Below are 23235 nucleotides of genomic sequence, written 5' to 3' on the forward strand. Positions count from 1 at the left end.
CACCGCGTGACCGCCGCGGCCCGCGGCCGGTCGCCTGGGCCTCGCTGCCGCGGGACCCTGCGTAGCCAGCCCGGACTCCGACACCCGGGCTTCACGACGGCGGTGCCGCGGAACGTGCCCGGATCAGCGCTCGGTACAGGGACACATGCCGGGCGGCGCAGACGTCCCAGCTGAAGCCGCGGGCGAGCGCCCGCCCGGCCGCCACCCGCGCGGGGTCGGGCGCCCGGTCGGGCCACGGCTCGGCGGTATCGAGGCATGCCTCCAGCGCGGACGCGAACCCCGCCGGCTCCGCGGCGAACCGCACGGCACCCGCCGCCGAGGCCCCCGCCAGCACCTCCCGCAGGACCGGCAGGTCACGTGCCACCACCGGGACCCCGGCGGCCAGCGCCTCCAGCGCGGCCAGCCCGAAACCCTCCTTGGCGGAGGGGAACGCGAACACGTCCGCCGCGGCGACCAGCGCGGGCAGCTCCCCGTGCGGCACCGGCCCGAGGATGACCGGCTCGACACCAAGGCCGGCTGCGCGGGCCAGTACCTGATCGCGGTAGTCGCGATAGTCGAACAGCGTCTCCCCACCGGCGAGGACCAGTGAGACCGGCCCGGGCTGCCGCGGGCGCAGCCGCGCGAACGCCTCGACCAGGTCCGCGGTGCCCTTGCGCGGCTCGATCCCGCCGACCGCGAGGACATATCGGCCCAGCCGGGCCCGCCAGCGCTCCCGAGCGGCGTGAGCCGGGCCCCCCGGATCTGCCGCCGCGGTGAAGCGGGCGGCGTCGACCCCGTTCGGAATCACGGTCGCGGTGATCTCCCAGCCGGCGGCCAGCTCGGCGGCGACGGCCACCGAGACGCACACGTGCGTGTGCGGGCGGCGCAGCCCGCGCTCGTGGCAGGCGACCAGCTCGGGGGTGGTGAAACTGTCGAGATGGTGAACGGTGCGCACGCAGTCGTCCACCGCGTTCGCGGAGAGACAGTCCTGGGCGTGCACGACGTCGTACCAGCTCCCGGCCTCGTGCTGCTGTCCTGCGCTGTGCGGCCGTCCCGCGCTGTGCTGCTGTGCCGCGCTGCGGCCTCGTGCCGTGCTGCGCCGGTGCGCGGCGAAGGCCTCGCCGAGGACGGCGATCGAGCGGAGGATGCGCGGCCCGACCGCCTCGTCGGAGACGTCCGGGAACGGCACCGCACGGATCCGCACGGCGCGGTCGACCGGTCGGAAGAAGCCGATGTCGCCGCCGCGGGCGAGTGTCCACAGGTCGACGCGGTGCCCGGCGCGGGCCAGCGCCTCGGCCAGCGCGAGGGTGGCGACCACACCGCCCCGCGGCCGGGTGGAGTAGGTGAGCAGCGCGACCGCCAGCGGCCCGTCCCCCGTCGCGTTCATCGGTGCTCCGGCACGCCCGGCTGGCCCGGCACGCCCGCCGGGTTCGGTCTGTCCGGAGCGCCGGTCGGGTGGGCGTGCGCATCGGCCGCGAGGCCGACCAGGTCGTCGTGGCTGGGCCCCGGCACGACTGCTGGGCGCCAGTCCGTTGCCAGCACGGCGCGCACCCGGGCGACGAACTCGGGGTCGGCCAGCACCGAGGGCGCGAGCAGCAGGTTCTGCAGGCGGGTGAAACGGCGCCACACCCAGGGATCCCGGCGGGCGGCCAGGTACGCCTCACCGTTGGTGACCGAGGGCGTGCCCGTGCCCCCGAGGGCCGCCGTGACGGCGGCCGGGACCGCCGGCCACGGCGTGAAACCGGTCGGCGGTGCGCCTCCGGCCACCCCGGCCTGGCTGGTGGGCGGACCCCCTGGCCCGGCCGGGCGCCAGCGCAGCAGGCGGGCGGCGTCCTGGGCGCACGAATCCTCGAACCAGGGGGCGAACTCGGCGCGCAGGACCTCGTCGAGCGTGTGGGCCCACATGGCGGGGTCGGGTGACGCCCCCACCGTCTCGGCCAGTCGGACAGCGGCGAGTACGGCGAGCGTCACCCCGCGGGTGTGGGCCGGATTGGTGATGACCGCCGCGTCGCCGACGGGCAGCAGCCCGAGCACCACCGGACGACCGTCGGGCACCAGCGGCCGCAGCCGGTTGGTGAGGTGCGACATCGCACTCACGGGCGAGACCGGCTCGACCTGGCCGGGCGCGAGCCACGGGCCGAACATGTCGATGGAACGTGCCGCGGCGTCGAAGGCCGCACCGTGGCGCAGCACCCGGATCTCCGTGTCCTCCGGGAGCACGCCGAAGGTCATCGAGAAGACGTCCCCGTCGGCCGGGAACATCAGGCAGGAGTAGCGGTCGAAGGACGCACCCGCGGTGTGCCCGCGGTTGAGCGGAAGGCCCGGCTCCGGGCCGCGCCGGCGGTAGAAACGTGAGTAGTAGGCGATGCCGCAGTCGGCCTCGGCCGGGGCGGGCAGGTCGGCGCCCGCGTCGACCAGCCAGCGGCGCACCGGTGAGAGCCGCCCGGCCGCATCCACGACCAGGCCGGCCTCACAGCTGGACCCGTCCGCCAGACGCACCCCGCGGACCAGCAGCGGCCCCCGGCCCGGGCTGGCGGGTCCGCCCGCCACAAGCAGGCCGACGACCCGTGCCCCCGGCCGCAGGCTCACCCCGGGCTCGCGGCCCACCACATCGCGCAGCACCCAGTCGAGCACCGCGCGGCGGCACCCGAGCACGACCAGCTCGCCATCGCCATCGCCATCGCCGCTGCTACCGCCGCCGGGCGCGCCGGGCGGCGGACCGGTGAGGGTCGGCGGTGCGTGTTCGACCAGGCGGGTCTCCCGCGCGCCCGCGGCCTGCAGGGCGGCGAGGACGTCCGGTGCGTGCTCGGCGAGCAGCGATCGGCAGCGGGCGAGGAAGGCGTGTGAGTGCCAGGTCTGGGTCGCACCCGGGCGATGCCAGCCCGCGATGTCCGCGAGGGTGCGGGGGCAGTCGTCGACATCGCGTTCGAGCACGGTGACCCGCCAGCCGCGCCGTGCCAGCAGCAGGGCGGTGACCAGGCCCGACGCACCAGCACCGACGACGACGGCGGTGGCAGGGGTGGTGGCGGTGCGCATCAGCAGGTGGCCCGGGTGCGCTGCGAACGCCGCGGGTCGTACGGTTCGCCGGCGAGCAGGCACTGCGGTGAGTAACTGGCGCCGCGGCGGTCCCGCAGCAGGTTCATCCCGCCGCGGGCCGCGCCCAGCGCGCCGGTGACGTCGAGGGTGGCGACGGCCAGGCCCTCCTGGGGCCCGGTCGTGGCGAGCACCGACCCGTCCGGGTGGACGACCTTGGCGCTACCGACGAAACGCAGCGCGCCGACGGCGCCGGTCTGGTTCGCCGACACCCAGACGACCTGGTTCTCCAGCGCACGGACCTGGTCGTAGAGGTTGAAGCGGTGCAGGGAACGGTCCTCGGAGATGTCGGCGGCCGGGTGGGTGCGGGAGATCGGCCAGGCGGACAGGCAGGCGATGATCGCCGCGTCGGCGAGGGCGAGGCTGCGCCCCGCCTCCGGGAACGCCTTGTCGTAGCAGATCATCATTCCCATCCGGCCGAGTGGGCTGTCGAACGCGGTGAAGGCGCGCCCGGCCTCGTAGACGAGGCCTTCACCCAGTGGCTGGTGGACCTTGCGGTGCCGGCCCAGAACTCCGCCACCGTGCACGCACACCGCGCTGTTGTACCGGTACCGGCCATCACGCTCCGTGTATCCGGCGCAGACCACCATATCTCCGGCGAGCGCTGCGAGCCGTGCGATCTCCGGGCCGTCCGGGTCGAGCGCCGGCGGCCCGCCTCGCTGCCGGTCACCCGGGTCGGGGACGCGTCCCCGGCGCCCCGGCGGCCCGTCCGGCCCGTCTCCGAGCTCGATGACCGGGCCGCGGTACGGCCGCAGGTCGTCCGCGGTGGGCGGCAGACCATGCAGATAGCCGCCGAGCGCGCCCTCGGGCAGCACGAGGAGATCGACCCCGCGCTGCCGGGCCGCGTCGATGTGCCGGCCGATCCGGGCGAAGCATTCGTCCAGGTCACGGACAAACGGAGCGGCGGCCGCGGCGATCGTCACCGGTGGGCGGGCGGGGTGCTCCCGCTCGCCCACCGGGTCCCCGCGGCGCACTGTGCTCATGCGTGGCCCAGCCCCGTCACATGGCCGGACAACGCCGGGGTGAGGACGCCGTCCGGCCACCGCAGCGTCACACCGGTGCCGTTGCGCAGCCGCCCGCAGCGCCCGGACGTCGCCGGCTGGGTCGCCGGGACGGGGCGGTCGTCGACGTCGGCGGTGAGCATGGCATACCCGGGGAAGCAGGTGAGCCAGTCACCCACCGTGGTGTTCGCGGGCCGGGGGACGGCGGCGACGTCCAGTTCGGCGGCGCAGCCGCTCGCCTCGGCCAGCATGCCGAGCGTTCCGACGATGCCGACCATGCTGACGTCCTTGGCGGCACAGGGCCGGTGACGGCGTGGCAGGTCCAGCAGCGCCCGCAGCTCGGCGCTGCGCCGTCCGGACGTCGAGTCCCACTGCCGCCCGGAGTAGCCCGGGCGCCACTCGCCGCCGAGGTCGGCGGTGAGGGTCACCGCATGCCCGGGCAGGCCGCCGCCGGCGGGGACCGGGTGCTCGGCCCGCCCGAGCGCCGTCACCGACAGGGCCGACGCGACGCCGAGCTGGGTGTGCCCGCCGAGGATCGGGACGCCGTACCGCTCCGCCGCGGCGCGCAGGCCCCCGATCACGCGGGCCACCCGGGACACCGTCGGGCCGGCGACCGCGTCCAGCAGGCCCACCGGCCGGGCTCCCATCGCCGCCAGGTCGTTGAGGTTCACCAGCACCCCGCACCAGCCGGCCCAGTACGGGTCGCGCTCGACCATCGACGGCACTATCGCGTCGCAGGCGGCGACCACGTCGGTGCCGGGCACCGGGGCGCCGTCGTCGCCGACGAACCCCGGGCCGCCGGGGCGCATGCCCGCCAGCAGGTTCGCCAGTGGTGCCTTGATCGACGCGGCGACGGCGGCCAGCCGGTTGATGGGCCAGCGCATCAGTACATGGGGGCGCCCGCCGACGGTCGTCGTCCCGGCGATCATCCAGCCGAGCCGGCCGAAGAAGCGGACCCGGTCGGTCTGCACCGCTGCGTCGAAGCGGAGCACACCCTCGTTCTCGGCGCGGGCGCAGGCCGCCCGGACCAGCGCCGCACCGACCCCGGCGTACCGGCCGCGGGCCGCGGCGGCGACCACCAGCCGCCCGCCCTGCCAGGCCCCGATGTCGTCGCCCCGCCAGATCGGGGCGAGGCGCACGCCGCCGATCACGGTGCCGTCGTCGACGCCGCCGACGATCCGGGCGACCAGGACGACGGTGCGCGGGTCCGCGTCGACCTCGTCGAGGTCACCGGCGACGCTCGCCGGGAACAGGCCCTGCTCGTCGACGAAGACCTCGCGCCGCAGGCGGGCGTAGGCGGTGTAGGTGGCCAGGTCCACAGCCTGTTCGACTCGGTAGGGCGGCTGCCCGGCCAGCGCGCGCCGGTCGCCCCAGACCGCCAGCGTGTCCACCGTCCGGTTCCGGATCGGTGTGTGCCCTCCCGAGAGCAGACCGGACATCTCGATCATCCCCCGGCCTGGGGGAGTGCCGAGCACGCCCCGCACGCCGCGCAGCCGGCGCCCTGGTCGGCACCCCGCATCCCGGCGGCGGTCAGCGCGGCCGCCACCCGGGCGGTCACGTCCGCGACGAGGTCCGGCGAAGGTGCGCGGGCCCCGTCCCGCTCGGCGAGCGTGCCCGCCAGCGGGCGGAACGGCACGACGAACGGATAGACACCCTGGGCGATGAGCCGTCGCGCACCCTCGACCAGCTCGTCCGGATCCTCGCCGAGCCCGAGGAGCAGGTAGGTCGACACCCGGTTCCAGCCGAAGACGCGTACAGCCTCCGCCCACGCCCGCTCGTAGTGCTCCAGCGGGACGGTCGCCTTGCCGGGCGTCCACCGGCGGCGCACCTGCGGGTCGAGCGACTCGACATGCATCCCGATGGTGCTCGCGCCGGCGGCGCGCAGATCGGCCAGCACGGACAGGTCGGCGGGCGGCTCGCACTGCACCTGCACGGGCAGCTGCGGGACGGCCGCCACGACCGCGCGGACGCACTCGGCCAGCAGCGCGGCACCCCGGTCGGCGGCGGCGGTGCTGCCAGTGGTCATGACCATCTGCCGGACGCCGTCGAGCCGCACCGCGGCGCTGGCCACCTCCGCGAGCTGCGCGGGTGTCTTCAGCCGCGTGGTGGCCCCGGCGCGCAGCGACTCCTCGATCGCGCAGAACCGGCAGCGGTCCGGCTCGCGGTACCGCACGCAGGTCTGCAGCACCGTGGTGGCCAGGACGTCCGCGCTGTGCAGGCGCGCGAGCTGCGAGTACGGCACCCCGTCGGCGGTGCTCAGGTCGTAGAACCTCGGCCGGCGCACCGGAGTCGCCTCGACGCCGAGATCGGCCCCGTCGAACAGCAGCCGCCCGGCGTCGACGGAGTACCTGCTGGTGGGGACGATCGGCAGTGCCAGCCCGCGGCCCTCGACGACGACGTGGCCGTCGTCGCTCGGGCCCGCGCCGCTGCGCCGCTGGACGGGCGCGGCGACCCGTACTCCCTGGACGGCGACGGCGCTGCGCAGGGCGAGGCCGAGATCCCCCGGCGGCCGGGGGGCGGACCGGGAGTCGGACCGGGGGCCGGGCCGGGTGGCGGGCCGGGGGCCGGGCGCGTCGTCGGGCCGGCGATCGATCGTCAGACCATTGTTCATCTGTGGTCTCCCGTCGGGAATCCGCGCCGGACCTGCCGGGGCGCGTGAACCAGCGCCCGCGGGCAGGGGCGGGAGAGCGGGGTGAAGATATGGATGACGCCCGTTCCGGGACCGGACCGGTACCCGGAGGAGCGGTTGCTGTCCGCCGACCTGACGGCCGGCCCACGGCGTCCGGAAACGGCGCTCAGAGCATGTACGTCGAGTTCACGATCGCACCCTTGCGGGTGTAGTGAATGACACAGTCCTGGATGTCGAGGGGATGTGCGGGGATGACCCCCTCGATCAGGTCCTCCTCGCGCAGGCCGTGCAGCGACAGGCCGAACCGGCAGACGTAGACCTTCCCGCCCTCCTTGATGAAGGTCTCGATCTGCGCGTTGATGTTGTGCTCGCCGGCGAAGGCGGAATCGCCGGTGTGCGGGAAGCCCCGGGTGGCCATGCAGTTCATCGAACCCGGGCCATAGAAATAGATGACGGATTCAAATCCTTTACGCAGTGCCCTGGTGGCCTGCAGGATCGCCACGAAACTCACCGAGGACTCGTGGGCGATGCCGTGGACGAGGGTCAGGTAGCACTCGCCGTCCTCGGCCTGGTAGTCGGGGAAGAGCTTGGTCGAGCCGTACAGATTGCTCCCGGGCGGCAGCGACGGGTGCGGAACCTCGGTGAGGCTCTGGCGCTCCAGCTCCGTCAGCTCCATCTGCGCTCCTGTCTCGGTCTGGTCGGAAGTGATCGACTACCACAGGTTTACCCGAGGTTGATCACTTCGCGCGGTCGTCAGGTGTGGTCGCCGCGTGGGGTCCGGCGGCGGATCCCGCGGCGGATCCCGCGGCGGCGGGGGTGGGAGCGGATCCGCGGCGGAGGTAGAGGTCCTGGAAGTTCTCCGCCAGGACCCGGCGGGCGAGCTCCGGGTCGCCGATCGCGGCGGTGAGCCGCGAGAGTTCCCCCGGGTAGTCGCTCCACGGCTCGTCGCTGGCGAAAAGCAGCCGGTCGTGCCCGAGCCCGCGGCGTGCCACCTCGGCCGCGAACCACCGTGGAGCGAAGCCGATCGCCCAGCTGGCGTCGGTGTAGACGCGTCGCCCGGCGGCGACCCAGTCGAAGAAGCGCCCGCCGATCAGCTTGATGTGCCCGCTCACCCCGCCGCCGAGGTGCACGAGGTGGACGGCGACCCGCTCGGCGTAGTCCTCCACCAGCCGCCCCATCCGGTCGATGTCGGCCGGCCCGCCCGGTGAGGTGTGGACGTGCACCACGAGGTCGTGGGCCTCGGCGACCGCGAAGATCCGATCAAGCGCGCCCCGGCAGGCCGGGTCGTGCACGTCGCCTCCCGGCAGGAAGCTGAGCTTGAGCGCGGCCACGCCCGGCTCGTGGGCGAGTGCCAGTGCCTGGTCGGTGGCCTCGGCATCGGCGGGGCGCGGGGAGACCCACAGGCCGGCGAGGATCCGGTCGTCGCGCTGTGCGGCCTCGACGCAGAGCTCGTTGAGCCCGAACGGCACCGCCGGGTCCGGGACGCCGTAGTTCGGGATCACCAGTGCCGCCGCGGTGCCCTCGTGGTCCAGGTCGGCCCGCAGCTCGGCGATGGTGGCGCGGGCACCGACGGTGGGGACGACCGCCGGCCCGCCGTAATAGGCGTGGGCCGGCAGCGTTCCGAGATGACGGTGCCCGTCGTGTACGTCCGGTCGCGGCACGGTGGCAGTGAAGCACCCTGGTGTTTCCCGTGTGTGGCCAACGTGACAATCCGGTCGCGGCAATGGCACGTTCTGGTCCCTGTGCTGCCAGAACCTGGTCCTGAGATCACCCCTCTGGGTAGTCGAAGCGTTGCCTCCGTCCGCTCGCTGTGATCTTTGTGTTGATCGCGCGGCTCGACCTGTCATCCCGGGAGCAAGCTGGACGCATGCGGTACGCGGTCATGGCAGACCTGCACGGAAAACGCAAGGCGCTGCGTCGGGTCCTGGCGGCGGCCAGCCAGGCCGGTGTCGACGAGGTCGTGTGCCTCGGTGACTACCTGGAGGCGAAGGTACCCATGCGCCGGCACGACCCGGCCCGCTTCTGGCCGCTCGACGAGGTCGTCGATCCCGACCCCGACCTGTGGGCCGAGCTCGTCGGCGTGCGGCGCGTCCTCGGCAACCAGGAGGAGCGGATCCGGGATCTGCTCGAGCCGGAGCAGATCCCGGACCTGCTCGCGCCGTTGCTGACCGGCACATCGATCACCCACGTCGACTGCGCGGTGGGGATGCACGGCCACCAGATCGGCTGGGACTTCGACGAGGAGTCCGACGCCTTCCTCCCCCGTGCCGGGGACGTGCCCGTCGTTCCCCTGGTCCTGGTGGGGCACACGCACCGCCGGGCCGTGTTCGAGATCCGCGGGGGCGGGCCGGGGTCGGTGCGTTCCGTGCCCGTGATTCCCGGCCGGCCGGTACCGGTGCCCGTCCGGGCTCCCGGGGCCGAGCTCGTGACGACGGTCGTCAACGTGGGTCCGGCGATCGGGCGTCCGTCCAACTGGTTGTTCTTCGACGCGGACCGCGGAGAGGTGATCTTCGAGGAGGCCTGACCCGATCTGACCAGGCCTGCGATCTGCCGTTGGGCCCTCAGGATTGGGACTTTGGTCCTGTCGCCTCTGACGTCTGGGGGTCGTAAAGTCGCTATACGTCCCGGCGAGTTTCGCGCAGAGCCTACGTTCCCCCCGTACGTCAGGAGCTGCGAGGCCCGCCGGGGCTTCTTCTTTTTCCTGGCGTTCTGGCGTTCTGGCGTTCTGGCCTCCCGGCCCCGGCCCCGGCCCCGGCCCCGGCGCCCCGGTGCCCCGGCTCCGCGTCGAGCCGTGCGAGTGATGATGCCGCAGTGTGCTGGTGATGCTGATGCAACGCCCTCGAAACACCGAGCCCGTTCGTGCTGGCTGTAGCCGGTTGGTCGCTGTGCCGGTAACCGGAAGTCGTATCGGGTGGCGGCAGCTGTTCGCTGATACGGCCCCGAGTCTCCCCGTAGTCCGGAGCGGATGCCGATTCGGTGTCCGGAACGGCCCTGACGGTGAGGGTCGTCGGCTGTACGACACCGGTTGGGCGCACCCAGGTGGTGGCAGACCTTCATTCCGATGATGACAATACGAACATGTCTGATAATTTTCGGTAGTACGCGATGGGTGCCGGTCTACTCTCGTCGCCCAGGTCGTGTGGGTCGTTACTTTCGGCTCGATGTCGGCCGGGTGGTGACGGTCTGGCGGCGGCTGGGTCGGCTCAGGTGCGGTCGCGGCGGTTGGCGCCGCGAAGTGGGTCTGTAGCCTGCCAACGGCAGGGTGGGGGCAAATCGGCGTGATCCGGGCGGACCGGACCTTTGGTTTCCAGCAGTCGGATGGTCTGGTTTCGCCACGTTGGGAGCCGGCCTGGGGGCGAGCCGGTAGCGTGCGAGGCCGATCGCGTTGCGTACGCGATCGACTACAGCAACTGGGCTCGTTGACCTAGGGGGGTTGAACTGGTGCAGGTCCCCGCGGCGCGCATCGTGTTTACACCGGAAGACCGGGCGGAGGTCGCGTCGGTCGCGGCCGAAGTCCTGACAACAGGTGCGCTGACACTCGGTGCGCACACCCAGGAATTCGAGGCGGCCTTCGCCGCCGCTCACGGTGCTCCGTACGCGGTCGCCGTGAACAGCGGAACGGCCGCTCTGGAGATCATCCTCAGAAGTGTCGACGTGGACGGATTCGACGTCGTCGTGCCGACGAACACGTTTGCGGCGACGGCCTTCGCGGTACTGCGGGCCGGCGGCAACCCGGTCTTCGCCGATGTGAGCGCGGACACCTTCGCGCTGAGCGCGGAGACCGTTTCGGCCGCCGTGACACCCCGGACGAAGGCGGTTGTCATCGTGCACATCGGCGGCCTCATTCCGCCGGACATCGACGAGCTGCGGGCCATTCTCGACGAACGCGGGATCGCCCTGGTGGAGGACGCGGCCCACGCGCACGGATCGAGCCTCGCCGGCCGGTACGCCGGCTCCTTCGGGCTCGCCGGATCCTTCTCGTTCTACCCCACCAAGCTGATTACCAGCGGCGAGGGCGGAATGGTCGTCACCGCGGACGAGCGGATACGGGACGAGGCCCGCGTCTACCGGGACCAGGGCAAGGCCGGATTCCTCGGCAACATTCACATCCGGCAGGGATACGCCTGGCGGATGAGTGAGGTGCACGCGGCGACCGGGCGGGCCCATCTTCGGCACCTGGGCGCCTTCCTCGCCCACCGGCGTGATGTCGCCGCACGGTACGACCTGGAGATCGATGCGATGGGCGTGGACCGGCCGCGGGCAGTCGAGGGCGGCATCACCAACTACTACAAGTACCCGGTGCTGCTCGCTCCGGGCGCGGACCGCGCGCGCGTGAAGAAGGAGCTGCGGGAGGGGCACGGTGTCTCGCTCGCCGGTGAGGTGTACGAGGTCCCGCTGCACCAGCAGCCGATCTTCGAACAGTACGCCCGCGCCCACCTGCCGGTGGCCGAGGACATCTGCGCCCGGCACGTCTGCCTGCCGCTGCACTCCGACATGACCGAGGCGGAGGCCGAGCACGTCATCAGCTCGTTCCGCACCGTCATGCGCGCCCTCGACCTGGACGGTGCGTCCCGATGAGGATCGCGGTCACCGGAGGGTCCGGGTTCATCGGCGGCCATGTGGTCGACCGCCTGCTCGACGCCGGCCACGACGTCCTCTCCCTCGACCTGGCCGGATGTCACCGGCCGGATCCACGGGCCGCCTACCGCGAGCTCGACGTGCTCGACCTGGACGCGCTCACCGACGCGTTCACCGGTGTCGACACCGTCTTCCACATCGCTGGGATGTCCAACGTCGACTTCGCGTTCGCCGACCCGGTGCGCACAGTACGCCTCAACGTCGAGGGAACCGGCAAGGTCTGCGAGGCGGCCCGCCGCGGCGGCGTGCGACGAGTCGTCTTCGCCAGCACCGTCTGGGTCTACGGTGCGGTGGCCGACACCACCGCACCGGTCGGCCCCGTCAGATCATCCCAGTCATCGGGTGCAGCGATTCCGCCGCCGTCCGGGCACAGCGACGGCCCGGCCCCGGAACCGCTGACCGAGGACGCCGAGATCACGCTCGCCCGGGCCGGCCACGTCTACACCTCGACGAAACTCGCGGCCGAGCTGCTCCTGCAGAGCTACCAGCAGACCTATGGCCTGGCCTTCACCATCCTGCGTTACGGCATCCCCTACGGCCCGGGCATGCGGGACGAGCTGGTCCTCGCCCGGTTCGTCACCAACGCGATCGCCGGCCGCCCGCTGACCGTCGCCGGGGACGGCCAGCAGTTCCGGAAATACGTCTACGTCCGTGACCTCGCTGACGCGCACGTGCTCGCACTGGCGGACGCCGCGCGGAACACGACGATCGCCCTGGAGGGCGAGGAACGGATTAGCGTGCTGGAGATGGCCCAGGCCGTCCAGGCGTACTTCCCCGACGTCGCCATCGAGCACGTTCCCGTGAGGCCCGGCGACTTCCGCGGCCGGGAGATCTCCGCCCGGCGGGCGGCGGAGCTGCTCGACTGGCGTCCGACGACGCCGTTCCGTGACGGGGTCCGGCAGTACATCGAGTGGTATCAGGCGAATCGGCAGCCACCGGTGGTGGCTGCCCAGTCAGTCGGGGATCTCGGCGTCTCCGCGGCCTCATCGGAGTGAGCGTGACGAAGATGGACGGGATTGACGCGACCGTGAGCGGCATCGACGCGGTCGTGAGAGGGGCTGGTGCGGTCAGGCCCGGCCCCGGTGTCGTCATGAACGGGGCGCTGGCGGACGGCGGGTCCGAGGCACGCCGAGGCGAGGTGCTGTTGCTTTCCGGTTCCCTCGGCATGGGCCATGACGTGATGGCCGAGGCCTGCGCCATGTCGCTGGAACGCCGCGGGTTGCGCACCAGGACCGCTGACAGCCTGCGCATGACGGACGGCCGCAACGGCATGCTGGGGCAGAACGCCTTCCGCGGGCTCATCGCGGTGCCCGGTGTGTATGACGCGCTGCACTTCTCGCAGCTTCGCACCGGCGGCCCGGTCGCCCGCGCGATCGAGCGGACGTCCAGCAGGTTCCTGGTGCCGCGGCTGCGCGAGAACCTCCGTGCCGAGCCGGTCGACATGGTCGTCTCGATCTTTGCCTCGGCGGCCGCGGCGGTCAGCCGGCTGAAGCCGGAGTTCCCGGGGCTGGTCACGGCGGTCTTCTCGTCGGACTGCTGTGTGCACCGAATCTGGGTGCAGGAGAACACCGATCTGTTCCTGGTGACGTCGCAGACCGCCGCCCGGTACGTGCGCAGGTTCTCGCCGAACGCGCGGGTGGCGGTCGTGCCGACGCCGGTCCGGGCGGCGTTCTACGACCCGCCGACGCAGGAGGAGGCGCGGGCCAACCTCGGTATCCCGCTGGAAAGCCGCTGCGTCCTGCTCATGTCCGGCTCGTGGGGGCTGGGCCCGCTGGTGGAGGCGGCCGAGGCGCTCGCCAGGGCCGGAGTCTGGGTGCTCGCCGTGGCCGGGCGCAACGAGAAGCTCGCCGCTCGGCTCGCCGCGCTCGCCGAACGGGACCACCGGGTGATCCCGTTCGGGTTCACCACCCGTATCCCGGAGTTGATGGCTGCGAGTAACCTGGTCGTGACCTCGTCGGGCGACACCTGCAGCGAGGCCCGGGTCATCGGGCGCGACCTGCTGCTCATGGACGTCGTCCCCGGCCACGGGCGGGACAACCTGCAGAAGGAGCTCGACCGCGGCCACGCCGAGGTGACAAGCACCGACTCGCTGTCCCTGACCCGGTCGGCGCTGGCCTGCCTGGATCGGGTCAAGCCACCCTCGCAGCGGGTCGCCGCCACGCCCCAGGCCTGGGAGCAGGCCTTCGGTGCGGCGCTGGCGCAGGTGGGCCTGGGCGCCAACTGGTGATACCCGTCGCGGCACGATCCGTCGCGGCACAACCCCGCCCAACGTCCGGTGCGTTCTGGAGAAGCGAAGTATCACGACATGAGCTCGGAGAGCCGTCACGTTGCGGCAGATGATGGCGCGGTGGCTGTCCGTGCCGGGGCGGTGCACCCCGGCTCGGCGGCCATCGGGAGCGGATGGGACGCTGCCCTGGTGAGCCGCGCATGAACACGGCGCTCGTCCTCGGGCTGCCCATCACCATTGTCTCGGCCGCGCTGTACGGCGTCGCGCCGCTGTTGCAGGCGATGGCCGCCCGCCGAGAGGAGGCCGGCGCCGGCCTGGGCCTGGGCCTGCTCGCCCGGCTCGCCACCCGGCCGCTGTGGCTGCTGGGCCTGGCCGTCGAGGCAGGCTCGTTCCTGCTCGAGGTCTATGCGCTGTCGGTGGCGCCAGTGGCCCTGGTGGCCCCGGTGATGGCTCTCGACATGATCGTTTTTACTCTGCTGGCCCGCCGGGCCCTGGGGGAACAGATCAGCCGGGTCGGCTGGAGCGGTGTGGGCCTCATGGTGGCCGGGGTCGGCCTGCTGGCCTACGCGTTCCACCGCAACGCCGAGGTCGGCAGCCCGGCAGGGCGCAATGTCCTGCTCGCCTTCCTGGTACTCGGGCTGATCTTCTCGTTGCTGTGCGCGTTCGGCGCGAATCTCGCGGCGGCCAGGCGGAAGATCGCGGGCGCCGCGCTGGGGTTCGGCCTGGCGGCCGGCGTCAGCTACGCCATCGCGACGCTGGCGACGCGTCAGATCGGCCTGGCCGTGCACGAGCACCGCAACGGCGACTCGCCGCTGGTCGACCTGCTGTCGACGCCGACCCCGTACATCCTGATCCTGTTCTCGGTGCTCGCGCTGGGGCTGGAACAGCGCGGCCTGCAGGGGCGCGCGGCTGTCATCGCCTTCCCGGTCACCAGCGGCGTCTCCGCGTTCCTGCCGGTGACGCTCGGCCTGACCCTGTTCGACGAGCCCGCCCCGGACGGCCCCCGCCTGCTGGCCTTCGTGGTGTCGCTGGTCATGGTCGCGGCCGGCATCGCCGCGCTCGGCCGGGACCGGATGGCGGCCAACCGGTCGGTCGAGGAGGAACTGGCGCTGGAGGACCTGCCGCCGCGTGGCCCGACGTCCGGTGGTGCTGAAGCACGCCCGGGCGTGCTTCAGCACCACCGGGCCGACGACGACGGCTTCCTGATCGGGGACGTCCACGGTGTGGCGGACGAGGACTGGGCTGCTCCGGACGCCGGTTCGGGCCTCGGTGGCAGTGGGCCCACTGCCGGCGGCGCCTCCGCGCGACGGTCCGGTGACCGGTTCGGGGTTGTCATTGACCCATTGCGGAGTGCGCAGCGCTGAGTAAAGATGCATCGCGTGGGTGAAATGTCCGGTGACACCGTCGGTCGCTGAGGGCGTTGCCTCTGGTGTTCGGGGTGTGGCCCCGCCTGGCCGGGATTGGTGGATCGCATGTATGCGGACGACTCGGGGTTTGACAGCGCGGGCCCCCAGGGGTCGGGCTACCAGTCCGTCACTGTCAGTCTGCCCAGCGACCTGTTGGACGTCGTCCTGCGGCGAGTCGGCCCGAACGGTCTGTCCGCCTACGTCGCGCAGGCGCTGTGGCGGCAGGAGCCGCGCGCATCCCTGATCGACTTCCACCGCTGGACGGCTGCGCTCAGCCGGGCCGCGCTCGAGCAGGAGCCCTCCCGAGCCGAGCCGCCGGCTCTGCACTGAGGAGCCTCCCGACGGGGCAGACAGATCCTGGTGCCGTGGCCGGCACCAGGATGGACGGCCGGGCGCCCGGGCGATCGGGGGGTGAACCCGGGCGGCCGGCCACAGCGACTATCTCACGGACCGCACATGGATTGTCACCAAGAGTTTTTGGATGTGTGCATCGCGTGAGCGAGACCCCGGGTAGGACAGCATTCGTGACGATCATCCGTTTCTGATGGCGCTCCATGCTGTCCGACCCGGTCCGCCGCGTTACCGAGGGTCGGGAGCGAAGCGGTCGAGCGCCTTGCGAATCCGGGAGTTCGCCTGCGCGAAACTGATCTTCCCTTCCACGTACGCTGCGAGCGCCGCGCGTCGGACCCGCTCGACTCGCGGATCGGGCAGAGGGGTGTTCAGCAGGTTGGTCGTGGCGGTGGCCACGGCAATCACCTCCCGGTACCAAGGGAACAGGGGACTACAACTCAATCCGTGGCGGACGGGCAGCGTGGCAGACACAGCTGACCGCTCGCCCGGCAGGCTTACCAGCCGGTCGGCGGCCCGACGGCCTCCGCCGAGGCCAGCCGACGCCCGACCGGAGCCGGCACCGCCCGGCCGGGCGGTGCCGGCTGGACGATCTGGGTGGCGGGTGGCGGGTGGCGGGTGTGGCGGGCGTCGTGCGGGCGGGGACGTGGGCCCTGCCTACGCGGGCGGCCTGCCGGACGGGGTGTGCCGGGCCTGATGCCGTGACCGGCTAGGCCCGGCCAGGTGCTCGCTCAGTGGCACTCACGGCGTCACTCCTCCGCTGCAGGACGGGCTCCGGGCGGCTGGAACCCGCCTCCGAACGCTACAAAGCCGATGCAGGTGTCACCTTCGGTCAACGGTGACCGGGTGAACATCTACAGAGTGCGTGACTGCGGCTGGTTACGCAAGGGGCAGGGAACCGCCGCCACCAGGCTCGTCCCGGGCGGCGCCGGGAACCCGGGGCACCCCGGGACTGCTGCGGGCCTTCGGGCCCGCGGCGGGCGCGCGGTCGAGGCTCAGGGCGCGGTCGAGGACGCCGGTGCGTCGAACTCGCCGTTCCGCACCCCGGCGAGGAAGGCGTCCCACTCCGCGCCGCTGAAGACCAGGAGAGCGCGCAGCGGCGCGGTCGAATCGCGGACGGCCACGCCGCCGTCGACGTGCGCCACCTCGACGCACATGCCGCCCTCGCCGCTGCTGTAGGTGCTCCGGTGCCAGGCCAGGGCCATCGGATCCGGGACTGCCGGCTTTCTGGACGTTCTCACCGAAAATCCTCCGAAACATCCGCTATCAGGGCCGCGGAGTCCGCCGGGCTCAGTGCGGACGCCATCAGACGATCAAGCCTGACTCTATAGCGCCGAATTTCGGCGGGACGTTCGAGGTAGAGGCTTCCGGCGCCTTTCTCTATATAGACCACGTCGTGATCCGTCTCGTCCGCGAAAGTCAGAACGGAGAATGTGCTGCCGAGCCCGGCATGTGCCCCGACGGAGAGGGGAAGCACCTGAACGGTGACATTCGGGAGCTCGGCGGTCCGGTTGATCCGCGTGAGCTGGGCGCTCATCGCGGCGGTGCCGCCGACCGGCCGCCGCAGCACGGCCTCGTCCAGGATCACCTGAAGCCGCGGTGGACTGTCCTCGTGCAGCCGCGACTGCCGGTCCAGCCGGAGAGCGACCCGCCGTTCGATCTCGTCGTCCGACGCCTCGGGCAGGCTCGCCCGCATCACCGCCCGCGCGTAGTCGGCTGTCTGCAGCAGGCCGTGGACCAGCTGCGGCTCGTAGACGCTGATCGACGATGCCCCTGCCTCCAGGCCGATGTAGACCTCGAACCATGCCGGGACGACGTCCTGGTAGGCCTGCCACCAGCCATGCCGGCGGGACTCGCGGGCGAGCGCGAGCAGCGCCTCGCGATGCTCGCCCGGCGGCACCCCGTACAGCTGCAGCAGGTCGGCGACGTCTCTGGTCCGGACGGGCAGACGCCCGTTCTCCAGTCTGCTGATCTTGGATGCCGAGCACCGCAGCGCCTCGCACGCCTGCTCCACCTCGATGCCCGCGGCCTCGCGCAGCCGCCGCAGCTCGCCGCCGAGCCGGCGGCGCCGCACGGTCGGGCCGCTGTTTCTCGCTGTCACCTGGTCCTCCTCCAGGAGTTGCGCAGGCAGTGACGCGTTCCGTCACGTATCCACAAGCTAATGACATAGATAGTGCGCAATCTGTAGCGAAACCATCACGCAAGACCTTGCATATGCGTCATGCAAGCTCCATGCTGCAGAAGCGGTGCTCACCTTGAGTGGCGAAAGCGAGCTCCTGGGTGAGATGTTGTCGACGATTGGACCTACCAGGGGGAGCGTCGGTGGTGGTCGGGGCGGCGTGGGTAGCCACAGCTCGGCGCCGCCCGCTGCCTGCCCCGGGCGCTGCCTGCCCAGGAGCTGCCTGCCCGGGCGCGGTGGTACTTCCACCCGCCGGTCTGATCATCTCAGTGATCGCGTCCGGAGTGGGCCCTTTCCGCGGCCGGGACCGCGGCGACCGGGCTCCGGTGGACGTACAGGCGGAACCGGAGACCCGATGAACTGTTATCCGCGCGGCAGGAGTTCCTGCGGCAGACGCGTTCGCCCGGCCACGGCCAGATCAGGGGAGAAGGACGACCCGGAATCATCGTCAATGTTCGGGGTCATCCTGTTCACGGGCGGCCCGCGCCGCGCGCGTCGGATCGTCCTCGCTTTCGACTCCGCCTCCGACGCCGACGCGTTCGCTGTGGAGAACCACTATGTGGACTATCTGGTCGCGCCGCTGTCCTTCCTGGCGCCGGCCGGCAGCCGCCGGATCCGGTGATGTGCCACGAGACCGCCGCGACGGCGGGGAGAAGAAAGGCGGGAGCACGATGAGCCGGCGATTCCTGGTCTTCGACGGCGACGGCGAGCTCGTCGGCGCCTTCGCCGCGTGGGAGGACGCCCATGCCTGGGCCCACCTGCGCTCGGCCGAACCCGCGACGATCGGTCCCGTGCAGGTCGAGGACCGCGACGAGCGCCGCACCTGGACGATGGACGGTGGCGACCACTGCCGGCTGACGGTCTGGCGGCGGCACGTCGAGTACGGCTACTGCGCGCCGTCGTCGCCCGAGCCGATGCCGCCGACCACCTTCGTCCCGCCCTCCGCCCCGCCGCCGGGCACCGTGGGCCCGCGCCCGCGGAACCGCCAGCGCCGGCAGGTCATCGCCTCCTGACATCCGCCGGCGACGCCGGGTCCGAGCCAGCAGCCGCTCGCGGATGGGGGAGCAGCGTCGAGACCGCGGAGACCGCCGTGGCCGGCACGCCCGCGCCCGGCACGTCCGCGCCCGGCACGTCCGCGCTCTGGGTGGATGAGGTCTCCTGCGCCGCACGCCGTGGGTGAGGTGTGACCGCGGCGTGCCACAACAGCGCGGCGAGGAGAGCGGCCGCCGCCGCGAAGTAACTGTTGGCGAGGGCGATCTGCCCCGCGGAGTGGGCCAGCTCGAGGTTCCCGCCGTGCGGTACCCACCAGATCGGGGCGAGGGCGGCCAGGACGTAACCGGCCCCTGCCGCGGCGCGTCCCCAGGGCGGGCGCTGCGGGCCGACGGACAGCCCGAGCAGCAGTGGCACCAACCAGACCCAGTGGTGACTCCAGGAGATCGGCGAGGTCAGCAGGCCGGCCAGCGCACAGGTCGCGCCACCGAGCAGCGGTCGCCCGCGGCGGGTCAGCAGAACCGCGGCGGCGAGGCCGGCCGCCAGCAGCACCCCGGCGAGCGGCAGATACAGCGGCCTCGCCGCCTCCGCGCCGCCCATCAGCCGGGACAGCACGCCGAACAGCGACTGGTTCCCGGCGTAGGGGATGCCGCCGATGTGCCCTGCGTCGAAGAACGTGTGCGTCCAGTAGGTGGCGGAGGGGCGAGGGCTGACGGCGAACCCGACGGCGACCGTCGCGCCGAAGGAGGCCGCCGCCGTGGCGGCGGCGCGCCAGCGGCCGGTGAGTAGAAGATAGGGCAGAAAAATCAGCGGCGTCAGTTTGATCCCGGCGGCGATGCCGGTCAGCACTCCGCGCGGAACAAACCTGCACCGCCCGAACAGGTCGTGGGCGACCATGAGCGCGAGAATGACGTTGATCTGCCCGAAGCTGACGGTACTCCGTACTGGTTCGAGTAACAGCGCGAAGCCGGTGAGGGAACAGCAGGCCATGATGCGCGGACGCCACCCCGGTACAACGGCTGCCGCCCGGGCCGAAAAACCGCAGGTCGATCCGCCTGGGCTGGCCGCGCTCGCCGCGCTGCGGGCCGGGAGGGCGCAGAGAGCGCAGAGAGCACAGAGGGCGCAGAAGACGCCGAGACAGAGCAGCGTGGCGAACGTCCAGAGTACCTGCGCGGGCTGGCCGGGCAGCAGCGCGATCGGCGCGAACGCGGCCGCGGCGAAAGGCGTGTACGTGAAGGGAAGTCCGGAAGCGCTGTCCGGTTCGGCGTAGGGGTCGCCGCCGGCCAGGATCGCGTCTCCGCCCATGCGGTAGATGTTGAGATCGACCAGCCTGCTGGTGGCGGCGAAATACAGGAAAGCGGCGGAGAAGGCGATTCCGAGCCCGATTCCGAGCACGGCTGCCGCCGTGGCAGGTGCGGTCCAGGCGCCTGGTTTCCGGATGGTGGCCGTCAACGAATCTTCCAGCTCGGGGCCCGGGGGCAGTGGGCGGTGCGGAACTCGCGGCGGAACTACGGAAATTTACGCGCCCACTCTAGAGCGCTGTTCCCCCGGGCGGTGGAAGGCTGTTCGACGGATGGGTCTCCAGTGGCGAGAGCCGATGTTTTTCCAATGGAGGATCACGGCCTGGGCGATGGCTGCCGCGGCCGCTCGCCGGCATGCCTGAGCGGCGTCCGCGCGCGGGTCAGCGGGTCGAATGATGATCGTCTATCTGCTGCAGGAGGCGGAGGAGCTCCGCGCGCTCGGCAGGGGTGAGTGGGGCGAGCAGCTCCTGTTGGGTCTGGTCGACGAGGTGGTCCAGGGCGCGCAGCCGAGATCGCCCGGCCGAGGTCAGCGTGACGATGTTGCGGCGCCGGTCGTCGGGGTCGGGCGCGCGCTCCACGTGCCCGGCCTCGGTCAGGCCGCCCAGCACGGCCACCATGTCGCTGCGGTGGATGCCGGTGCGCTCGCTGAGCGTGGCCTGGCTCGCCGGCCCGCCGTCGCGCAGGGTGACGAGTGTGGCGTACTGCCACCGGGTCGCCCCCGCGGCGGCGAGGTGCGTGTTCGAGATCCGATCGGCGTGCACCGCGGCACGGCCGAGGAGTCGGCTGGCCAGTGATCGCAGCCGCGGGGAGACGGCGACGGGGTCGGTCGGCACGTGGCGGTCGCGTTCCGGCATGAACGGCATCCTAAGGCTTGCGTTGGTCTCACCAACGACCTAGCGTTGGTGTTACAAACGTTAGGGAGACTAATGACGGAGATCGAGCTGTTTCGGGTGGACGTGCCGCAGGCCGACCTCGACGACCTGCACGCCCGCCTCGACCGCACCCGGTGGCCCGACGAGCTGCCAGGCGTCGGCGACGAGTTCGGCGTGCCACTGGCCCGGGTCAGGGAGCTCGCGGGCCACTGGCGTCGCCGCTATGACTGGCGTGCGGCGGAAGCGGAGCTGAACAGCCATCCGCAGTTCGTCACGGAGATCGACGGCCAGCGAATCCACTTCCTGCATGTGCGCAGTGCGCGGCCGGACGCGCTGCCGCTGGTGCTGACTCATGGCTGGCCGGGATCCGTCGTGGAGTTCCTCGACGTCGTCGGGCCGCTCTCGGCCGACTTCCACCTGGTCGTGCCGTCGCTTCCGGGGTGGGGCTTCTCCGGGCCGACGCGCGAGCGCGGCTGGGACGTCGACCGCGTGGCCCGCGCCTGGGCGGAACTCATGCGCCGGCTGGGCTACCAGCGGTACGGCGCCCACGGGGGCGACTGGGGGGCGGCGGTGTCCCGGGCGCTGTCGCAACACGACGCCGAACACGTCATCGGAATACATCTGAACTACCTCCCGACCCCCGCGCTGCCCGGCGACCCGGACCGCGCGCAACTGACCCCGCAGGACCAGGAGCGGCTCGCGCAGACCGAGGCCTACCTGCGTGACCAGCCAGCGGTCCGAAAGGTGAACGGCACCCGGCCGCAGACCCCCGCGTACGCGCTCAACGACTCGCCGGTCGGGCTGCTCGCCTGGCTGCTCGACCCGATGACGATGTGGGCGGGCAGGGACTTCACGATCAGCCCCGACCGCGTGCTCACGAACGTGATGCTCTTCTGGCTGACCGGCACCGCCGGCACGGCACCTCGCCTGCACCGGGAGACCGGTGGACCACCTTCCTGGCGAACCGTCCAACCGGTCGGCGTCCTCGTGTTGCCCGAGGACATCACCCGCCCGATCCGTTCCCACGCCGAGCGGCGGATGCCGATCGTCCGGTGGACGGAGGCCGACCGCGGCGGCCACTTCCCGGGACTGGAAGTGCCTGAGGTGCTCGCCGCCGACATCAGCGCCTTCTTCGGCGGCTTCTTCCGGGGCCGGTGAATTCCGGCACGAGGAAGAAGTGGTCTCGATGAGGGCCGCTGCAGGCGGCGGAGGTCCTCGCGCGTGGTTTTGTGCGGGGACGACGCAAACCGCCGATCTCGCAGACAGTCGATCTTTTGTTTTCCGGCGTCTGTACTTCTGTACTTCGCGGTGGCGGGCGTGCGGAAGAAAGCACCAGAACCGCGCGCTGCCGCGCCGCCGTCGGGGGGCCCTGTGATTCCGTGGCATCCGAGGGAGTACAGATGCGAAGAAAACCGTCGTTCCTGCTGGGAGCGGCACTGGCGGCCGGGGCGACAGTTCTGTGTCAGGGGCTGGCAGGGGGAGTGGCGTCGGCCTCCCCGTACACCGAGGCGCAGGTGGCGGCCGGGCCGCAGATCCAGACGTCCCTGCTGGGGAAGGCGCTGAGCCTCGACGCAGTCGGTCTGACCACGGACGGCCGCCTGGTGCGGTTCGACACCCTGTTCCCCGGATTCGCGTCCACCATCGGCCCGGTCACCGGGCTCACCCCGGACACGACGCTGGTCGGTATCGACTACCGGGTCCAGGACGGGCGGCTCTACGGTGTCGGGAACCTCGGCGGTATCTACGTCCTCTCCACCACCAGCGCGGTCGCCACCAGGGTCTCGCAGCTCACCGTGCCCCTGGTCGGCACCCGGTTCGGGGTGGACTTCAACCCGGCCGCCAACCGGCTGCGGATCGTCAGCGATCTCGGCGAGAACCTGCGCCACAACATCGACGACCCGGCCGGCACGCCGCCTCCCGGGGTGACGGTGATCGACGGGCCGTTGACCTTTCCCCCGTCACTGACACCGGCCCAGGGCATCACGGGCGCGGCCTACACGAACAACGATCTCGACCCGTCGACCTCGACCACCCTGTTCGACATCGACACCGCCCTCGACCGGGTCGCCATCCAGTCGCCGGCGAACAACGGCTCGCTCGCGCCGACCGGAAACCTCGGCGTCGCAGCCGGGCCCGGGGCTGGATTCGACATCTACAGCACGCTCAGCGGTGGGCGTTCCGTCGGCTCGTCCGCCTACGCGGCGCTGTCCGTCGGCGGCAGATACGCCCTGTACTCCGTCGAGCTTCTGTCGGGCCGGGTCGAGTCCGTCGGGCGTTTTCCCACCGGCAGACAGGTCTTTGATCTCGCTTTCCCGCTGAACCAGTAGGGACAGGACCGACTCGTCAGGAACGGTCCCGAAGGGCGCCCGAACGCATGGCTCCGGGGTGTTGGGCGCATCCACGCCCGGCACCCTCGCGGCGCCGTGGCTCGGCGTGGGGCCGCCCCATGGTCCCCCGCCGGAGACCGCCGGAGACCGGCTGCCGCCGCGGCGGCAGCTGCTTCCCAGCGCCTGGCGTTCCCGAGGCGCTCGCCGTCGGCCTGCCGATAGCATCGAGGAATCGCGCGACCACC

General features: G+C 72.0%; 22 protein-coding genes. 10 read left to right on the plus strand and 12 right to left on the minus strand.

Annotation, left to right across the window (positions count from 1 at the left end; genetic code table 11):
- Positions 1-91: 91 nt before the first annotated feature.
- The 7 genes from B207_RS0115910 to B207_RS0115940 form a co-directional block, all read right to left on the minus strand.
- Positions 92-1366: an MSMEG_0565 family glycosyltransferase gene (locus B207_RS0115910; protein ID WP_018637553.1), complete on the minus strand. Its 1275-nt coding sequence runs from the start codon at positions 1364-1366 to the stop codon at positions 92-94.
- The gene (locus tag B207_RS34110) at positions 1363-3015 is read right to left on the minus strand and encodes an FAD-dependent oxidoreductase (protein ID WP_051102548.1); all 1653 of its coding nucleotides are present in this window, start codon (positions 3013-3015) and stop codon (positions 1363-1365) included. Before B207_RS34110 ends, B207_RS0115910 begins: the two co-directional genes overlap by 4 nt.
- The gene (locus B207_RS0115920; protein ID WP_035740859.1) at positions 3015-4055 is read right to left on the minus strand and encodes a carbon-nitrogen hydrolase family protein; all 1041 of its coding nucleotides are present in this window, start codon (positions 4053-4055) and stop codon (positions 3015-3017) included. Before B207_RS0115920 ends, B207_RS34110 begins: the two co-directional genes overlap by 1 nt.
- Positions 4052-5512: an MSMEG_0567/sll0787 family protein gene (locus tag B207_RS0115925; protein ID WP_026311104.1), complete on the minus strand. Its 1461-nt coding sequence runs from the start codon at positions 5510-5512 to the stop codon at positions 4052-4054. The genes B207_RS0115920 and B207_RS0115925 overlap by 4 nt, the downstream gene beginning before the upstream one ends.
- A gap of 5 nt (positions 5513-5517) precedes the next feature.
- Positions 5518-6684 (minus strand): MSMEG_0568 family radical SAM protein, encoded by a 1167-nt coding sequence (locus tag B207_RS0115930; protein WP_018637557.1) that lies wholly within the window; start codon positions 6682-6684, stop codon positions 5518-5520.
- A gap of 184 nt (positions 6685-6868) precedes the next feature.
- Complete coding sequence (locus B207_RS0115935; protein WP_018637558.1) at positions 6869-7378, minus strand: MSMEG_0572/Sll0783 family nitrogen starvation response protein; 510 nt, start codon at positions 7376-7378, stop codon at positions 6869-6871.
- A 61-nt stretch (positions 7379-7439) separates the two neighbouring features.
- Complete coding sequence (locus tag B207_RS0115940) at positions 7440-8363, minus strand: amidohydrolase family protein (protein WP_018637559.1); 924 nt, start codon at positions 8361-8363, stop codon at positions 7440-7442.
- A gap of 206 nt (positions 8364-8569) precedes the next feature.
- Between B207_RS0115940 and B207_RS0115945 the strand changes: the two genes are divergently transcribed.
- From B207_RS0115945 to B207_RS0115970, 6 genes are all read left to right on the plus strand, one after another.
- A complete protein-coding gene (locus tag B207_RS0115945) occupies positions 8570-9226 on the plus strand; it encodes a metallophosphoesterase family protein (RefSeq protein ID WP_018637560.1) in 657 nt (218 codons plus the stop codon).
- Between the two features lie 917 nt (positions 9227-10143).
- A complete protein-coding gene (locus B207_RS0115950; protein ID WP_018637561.1) occupies positions 10144-11280 on the plus strand; it encodes a DegT/DnrJ/EryC1/StrS family aminotransferase in 1137 nt (378 codons plus the stop codon).
- The gene (locus B207_RS0115955) at positions 11277-12335 is read left to right on the plus strand and encodes an NAD-dependent epimerase/dehydratase family protein (RefSeq protein ID WP_018637562.1); all 1059 of its coding nucleotides are present in this window, start codon (positions 11277-11279) and stop codon (positions 12333-12335) included. The genes B207_RS0115950 and B207_RS0115955 overlap by 4 nt, the downstream gene beginning before the upstream one ends.
- 95 nt (positions 12336-12430) lie before the next feature.
- Positions 12431-13567 carry a glycosyltransferase family protein gene (locus tag B207_RS0115960; RefSeq protein ID WP_035740891.1) on the plus strand — a complete coding sequence of 379 codons (1137 nt, stop codon included), beginning with the start codon at positions 12431-12433 and terminating at the stop codon, positions 13565-13567.
- A 200-nt stretch (positions 13568-13767) separates the two neighbouring features.
- Entirely contained in the window at positions 13768-14931 is a 1164-nt protein-coding gene (locus B207_RS0115965) for a DMT family transporter (protein WP_018637564.1), read from the plus strand.
- Positions 14932-15039: 108 nt separating this feature from the next.
- A complete protein-coding gene (locus B207_RS0115970) occupies positions 15040-15303 on the plus strand; it encodes a type II toxin-antitoxin system CcdA family antitoxin (RefSeq protein ID WP_018637565.1) in 264 nt (87 codons plus the stop codon).
- Positions 15304-15552: 249 nt separating this feature from the next.
- Here B207_RS0115970 and B207_RS40675 read toward each other — a convergent pair whose 3' ends face one another.
- The 3 genes from B207_RS40675 to B207_RS0115985 all read right to left on the minus strand — a co-directional run bounded on the left by B207_RS40675 (position 15553) and on the right by B207_RS0115985 (position 17422).
- Complete coding sequence (locus B207_RS40675; protein ID WP_018637566.1) at positions 15553-15720, minus strand: hypothetical protein; 168 nt, start codon at positions 15718-15720, stop codon at positions 15553-15555.
- Between the two features lie 596 nt (positions 15721-16316).
- The gene (locus B207_RS0115980) at positions 16317-16526 is read right to left on the minus strand and encodes a DUF397 domain-containing protein (RefSeq protein WP_018637567.1); all 210 of its coding nucleotides are present in this window, start codon (positions 16524-16526) and stop codon (positions 16317-16319) included.
- A gap of 32 nt (positions 16527-16558) precedes the next feature.
- Positions 16559-17422: a helix-turn-helix domain-containing protein gene (locus B207_RS0115985; RefSeq protein WP_035740863.1), complete on the minus strand. Its 864-nt coding sequence runs from the start codon at positions 17420-17422 to the stop codon at positions 16559-16561.
- A 529-nt stretch (positions 17423-17951) separates the two neighbouring features.
- Between B207_RS0115985 and B207_RS40680 the strand changes: the two genes are divergently transcribed.
- Positions 17952-18122, plus strand: a complete 171-nt coding sequence (locus B207_RS40680; RefSeq protein ID WP_018637570.1) for a hypothetical protein — start codon at positions 17952-17954, stop codon at positions 18120-18122.
- Positions 18123-18171: 49 nt separating this feature from the next.
- A complete protein-coding gene (locus tag B207_RS0115995; RefSeq protein WP_018637571.1) occupies positions 18172-18513 on the plus strand; it encodes a hypothetical protein in 342 nt (113 codons plus the stop codon).
- On the opposite strand, the gene B207_RS0116000 is transcribed toward B207_RS0115995, so the two are convergent.
- Positions 18500-19942: a glycosyltransferase 87 family protein gene (locus tag B207_RS0116000; protein WP_018637572.1), complete on the minus strand. Its 1443-nt coding sequence runs from the start codon at positions 19940-19942 to the stop codon at positions 18500-18502. The genes B207_RS0115995 and B207_RS0116000 overlap by 14 nt on opposite strands.
- A 229-nt stretch (positions 19943-20171) precedes the next feature.
- Positions 20172-20654: a MarR family winged helix-turn-helix transcriptional regulator gene (locus B207_RS0116005; RefSeq protein WP_018637573.1), complete on the minus strand. Its 483-nt coding sequence runs from the start codon at positions 20652-20654 to the stop codon at positions 20172-20174.
- Between the two features lie 63 nt (positions 20655-20717).
- Between B207_RS0116005 and B207_RS0116010 the strand changes: the two genes are divergently transcribed.
- Both B207_RS0116010 and B207_RS0116015 read left to right on the plus strand, forming a co-directional pair.
- Positions 20718-21821 carry an epoxide hydrolase family protein gene (locus B207_RS0116010; RefSeq protein ID WP_018637574.1) on the plus strand — a complete coding sequence of 368 codons (1104 nt, stop codon included), beginning with the start codon at positions 20718-20720 and terminating at the stop codon, positions 21819-21821.
- Between the two features lie 242 nt (positions 21822-22063).
- A complete protein-coding gene (locus B207_RS0116015) occupies positions 22064-22990 on the plus strand; it encodes a DUF4394 domain-containing protein (protein WP_026311106.1) in 927 nt (308 codons plus the stop codon).
- Positions 22991-23235 lie beyond the last annotated feature (245 nt).

This window comes from Parafrankia elaeagni, assembly GCF_000374165.1.
GTDB classification, from domain to species: Bacteria; Actinomycetota; Actinomycetes; order Frankiales; family Frankiaceae; genus Parafrankia; species Parafrankia elaeagni.

Excerpts from the sequence above, each read along its gene's own strand:
- B207_RS0115935 (WP_018637558.1), bottom strand. The coding sequence starts at position 7,378 with ATGGAGCTGACGGAGCTGGAGCGCCAGAGCCTCACCGAGGTTCCGCAC.
- B207_RS0115960 (WP_035740891.1), top strand. The coding sequence starts at position 12,431 with ATGAACGGGGCGCTGGCGGACGGCGGGTCCGAGGCACGCCGAGGCGAG.
- B207_RS0115995 (WP_018637571.1), top strand. The coding sequence starts at position 18,172 with ATGAGCCGGCGATTCCTGGTCTTCGACGGCGACGGCGAGCTCGTCGGC.
- B207_RS0116015 (WP_026311106.1), top strand. The coding sequence starts at position 22,064 with ATGCGAAGAAAACCGTCGTTCCTGCTGGGAGCGGCACTGGCGGCCGGG.
- B207_RS0115920 (WP_035740859.1), bottom strand. The coding sequence starts at position 4,055 with ATGAGCACAGTGCGCCGCGGGGACCCGGTGGGCGAGCGGGAGCACCCC.
- B207_RS0115910 (WP_018637553.1), bottom strand. The coding sequence starts at position 1,366 with ATGAACGCGACGGGGGACGGGCCGCTGGCGGTCGCGCTGCTCACCTAC.
- B207_RS0115925 (WP_026311104.1), bottom strand. The coding sequence starts at position 5,512 with ATGTCCGGTCTGCTCTCGGGAGGGCACACACCGATCCGGAACCGGACG.
- B207_RS0116005 (WP_018637573.1), bottom strand. The coding sequence starts at position 20,654 with ATGCCGTTCATGCCGGAACGCGACCGCCACGTGCCGACCGACCCCGTC.
- B207_RS34110 (WP_051102548.1), bottom strand. The coding sequence starts at position 3,015 with ATGCGCACCGCCACCACCCCTGCCACCGCCGTCGTCGTCGGTGCTGGT.
- B207_RS0115965 (WP_018637564.1), top strand. The coding sequence starts at position 13,768 with ATGAACACGGCGCTCGTCCTCGGGCTGCCCATCACCATTGTCTCGGCC.
- B207_RS40680 (WP_018637570.1), top strand. The coding sequence starts at position 17,952 with ATGTTCGGGGTCATCCTGTTCACGGGCGGCCCGCGCCGCGCGCGTCGG.
- B207_RS0115970 (WP_018637565.1), top strand. The coding sequence starts at position 15,040 with ATGTATGCGGACGACTCGGGGTTTGACAGCGCGGGCCCCCAGGGGTCG.
- B207_RS0116010 (WP_018637574.1), top strand. The coding sequence starts at position 20,718 with ATGACGGAGATCGAGCTGTTTCGGGTGGACGTGCCGCAGGCCGACCTC.
- B207_RS0115955 (WP_018637562.1), top strand. The coding sequence starts at position 11,277 with ATGAGGATCGCGGTCACCGGAGGGTCCGGGTTCATCGGCGGCCATGTG.
- B207_RS0115945 (WP_018637560.1), top strand. The coding sequence starts at position 8,570 with ATGCGGTACGCGGTCATGGCAGACCTGCACGGAAAACGCAAGGCGCTG.
- B207_RS0115980 (WP_018637567.1), bottom strand. The coding sequence starts at position 16,526 with ATGGCCCTGGCCTGGCACCGGAGCACCTACAGCAGCGGCGAGGGCGGC.
- B207_RS0115930 (WP_018637557.1), bottom strand. The coding sequence starts at position 6,684 with ATGAACAATGGTCTGACGATCGATCGCCGGCCCGACGACGCGCCCGGC.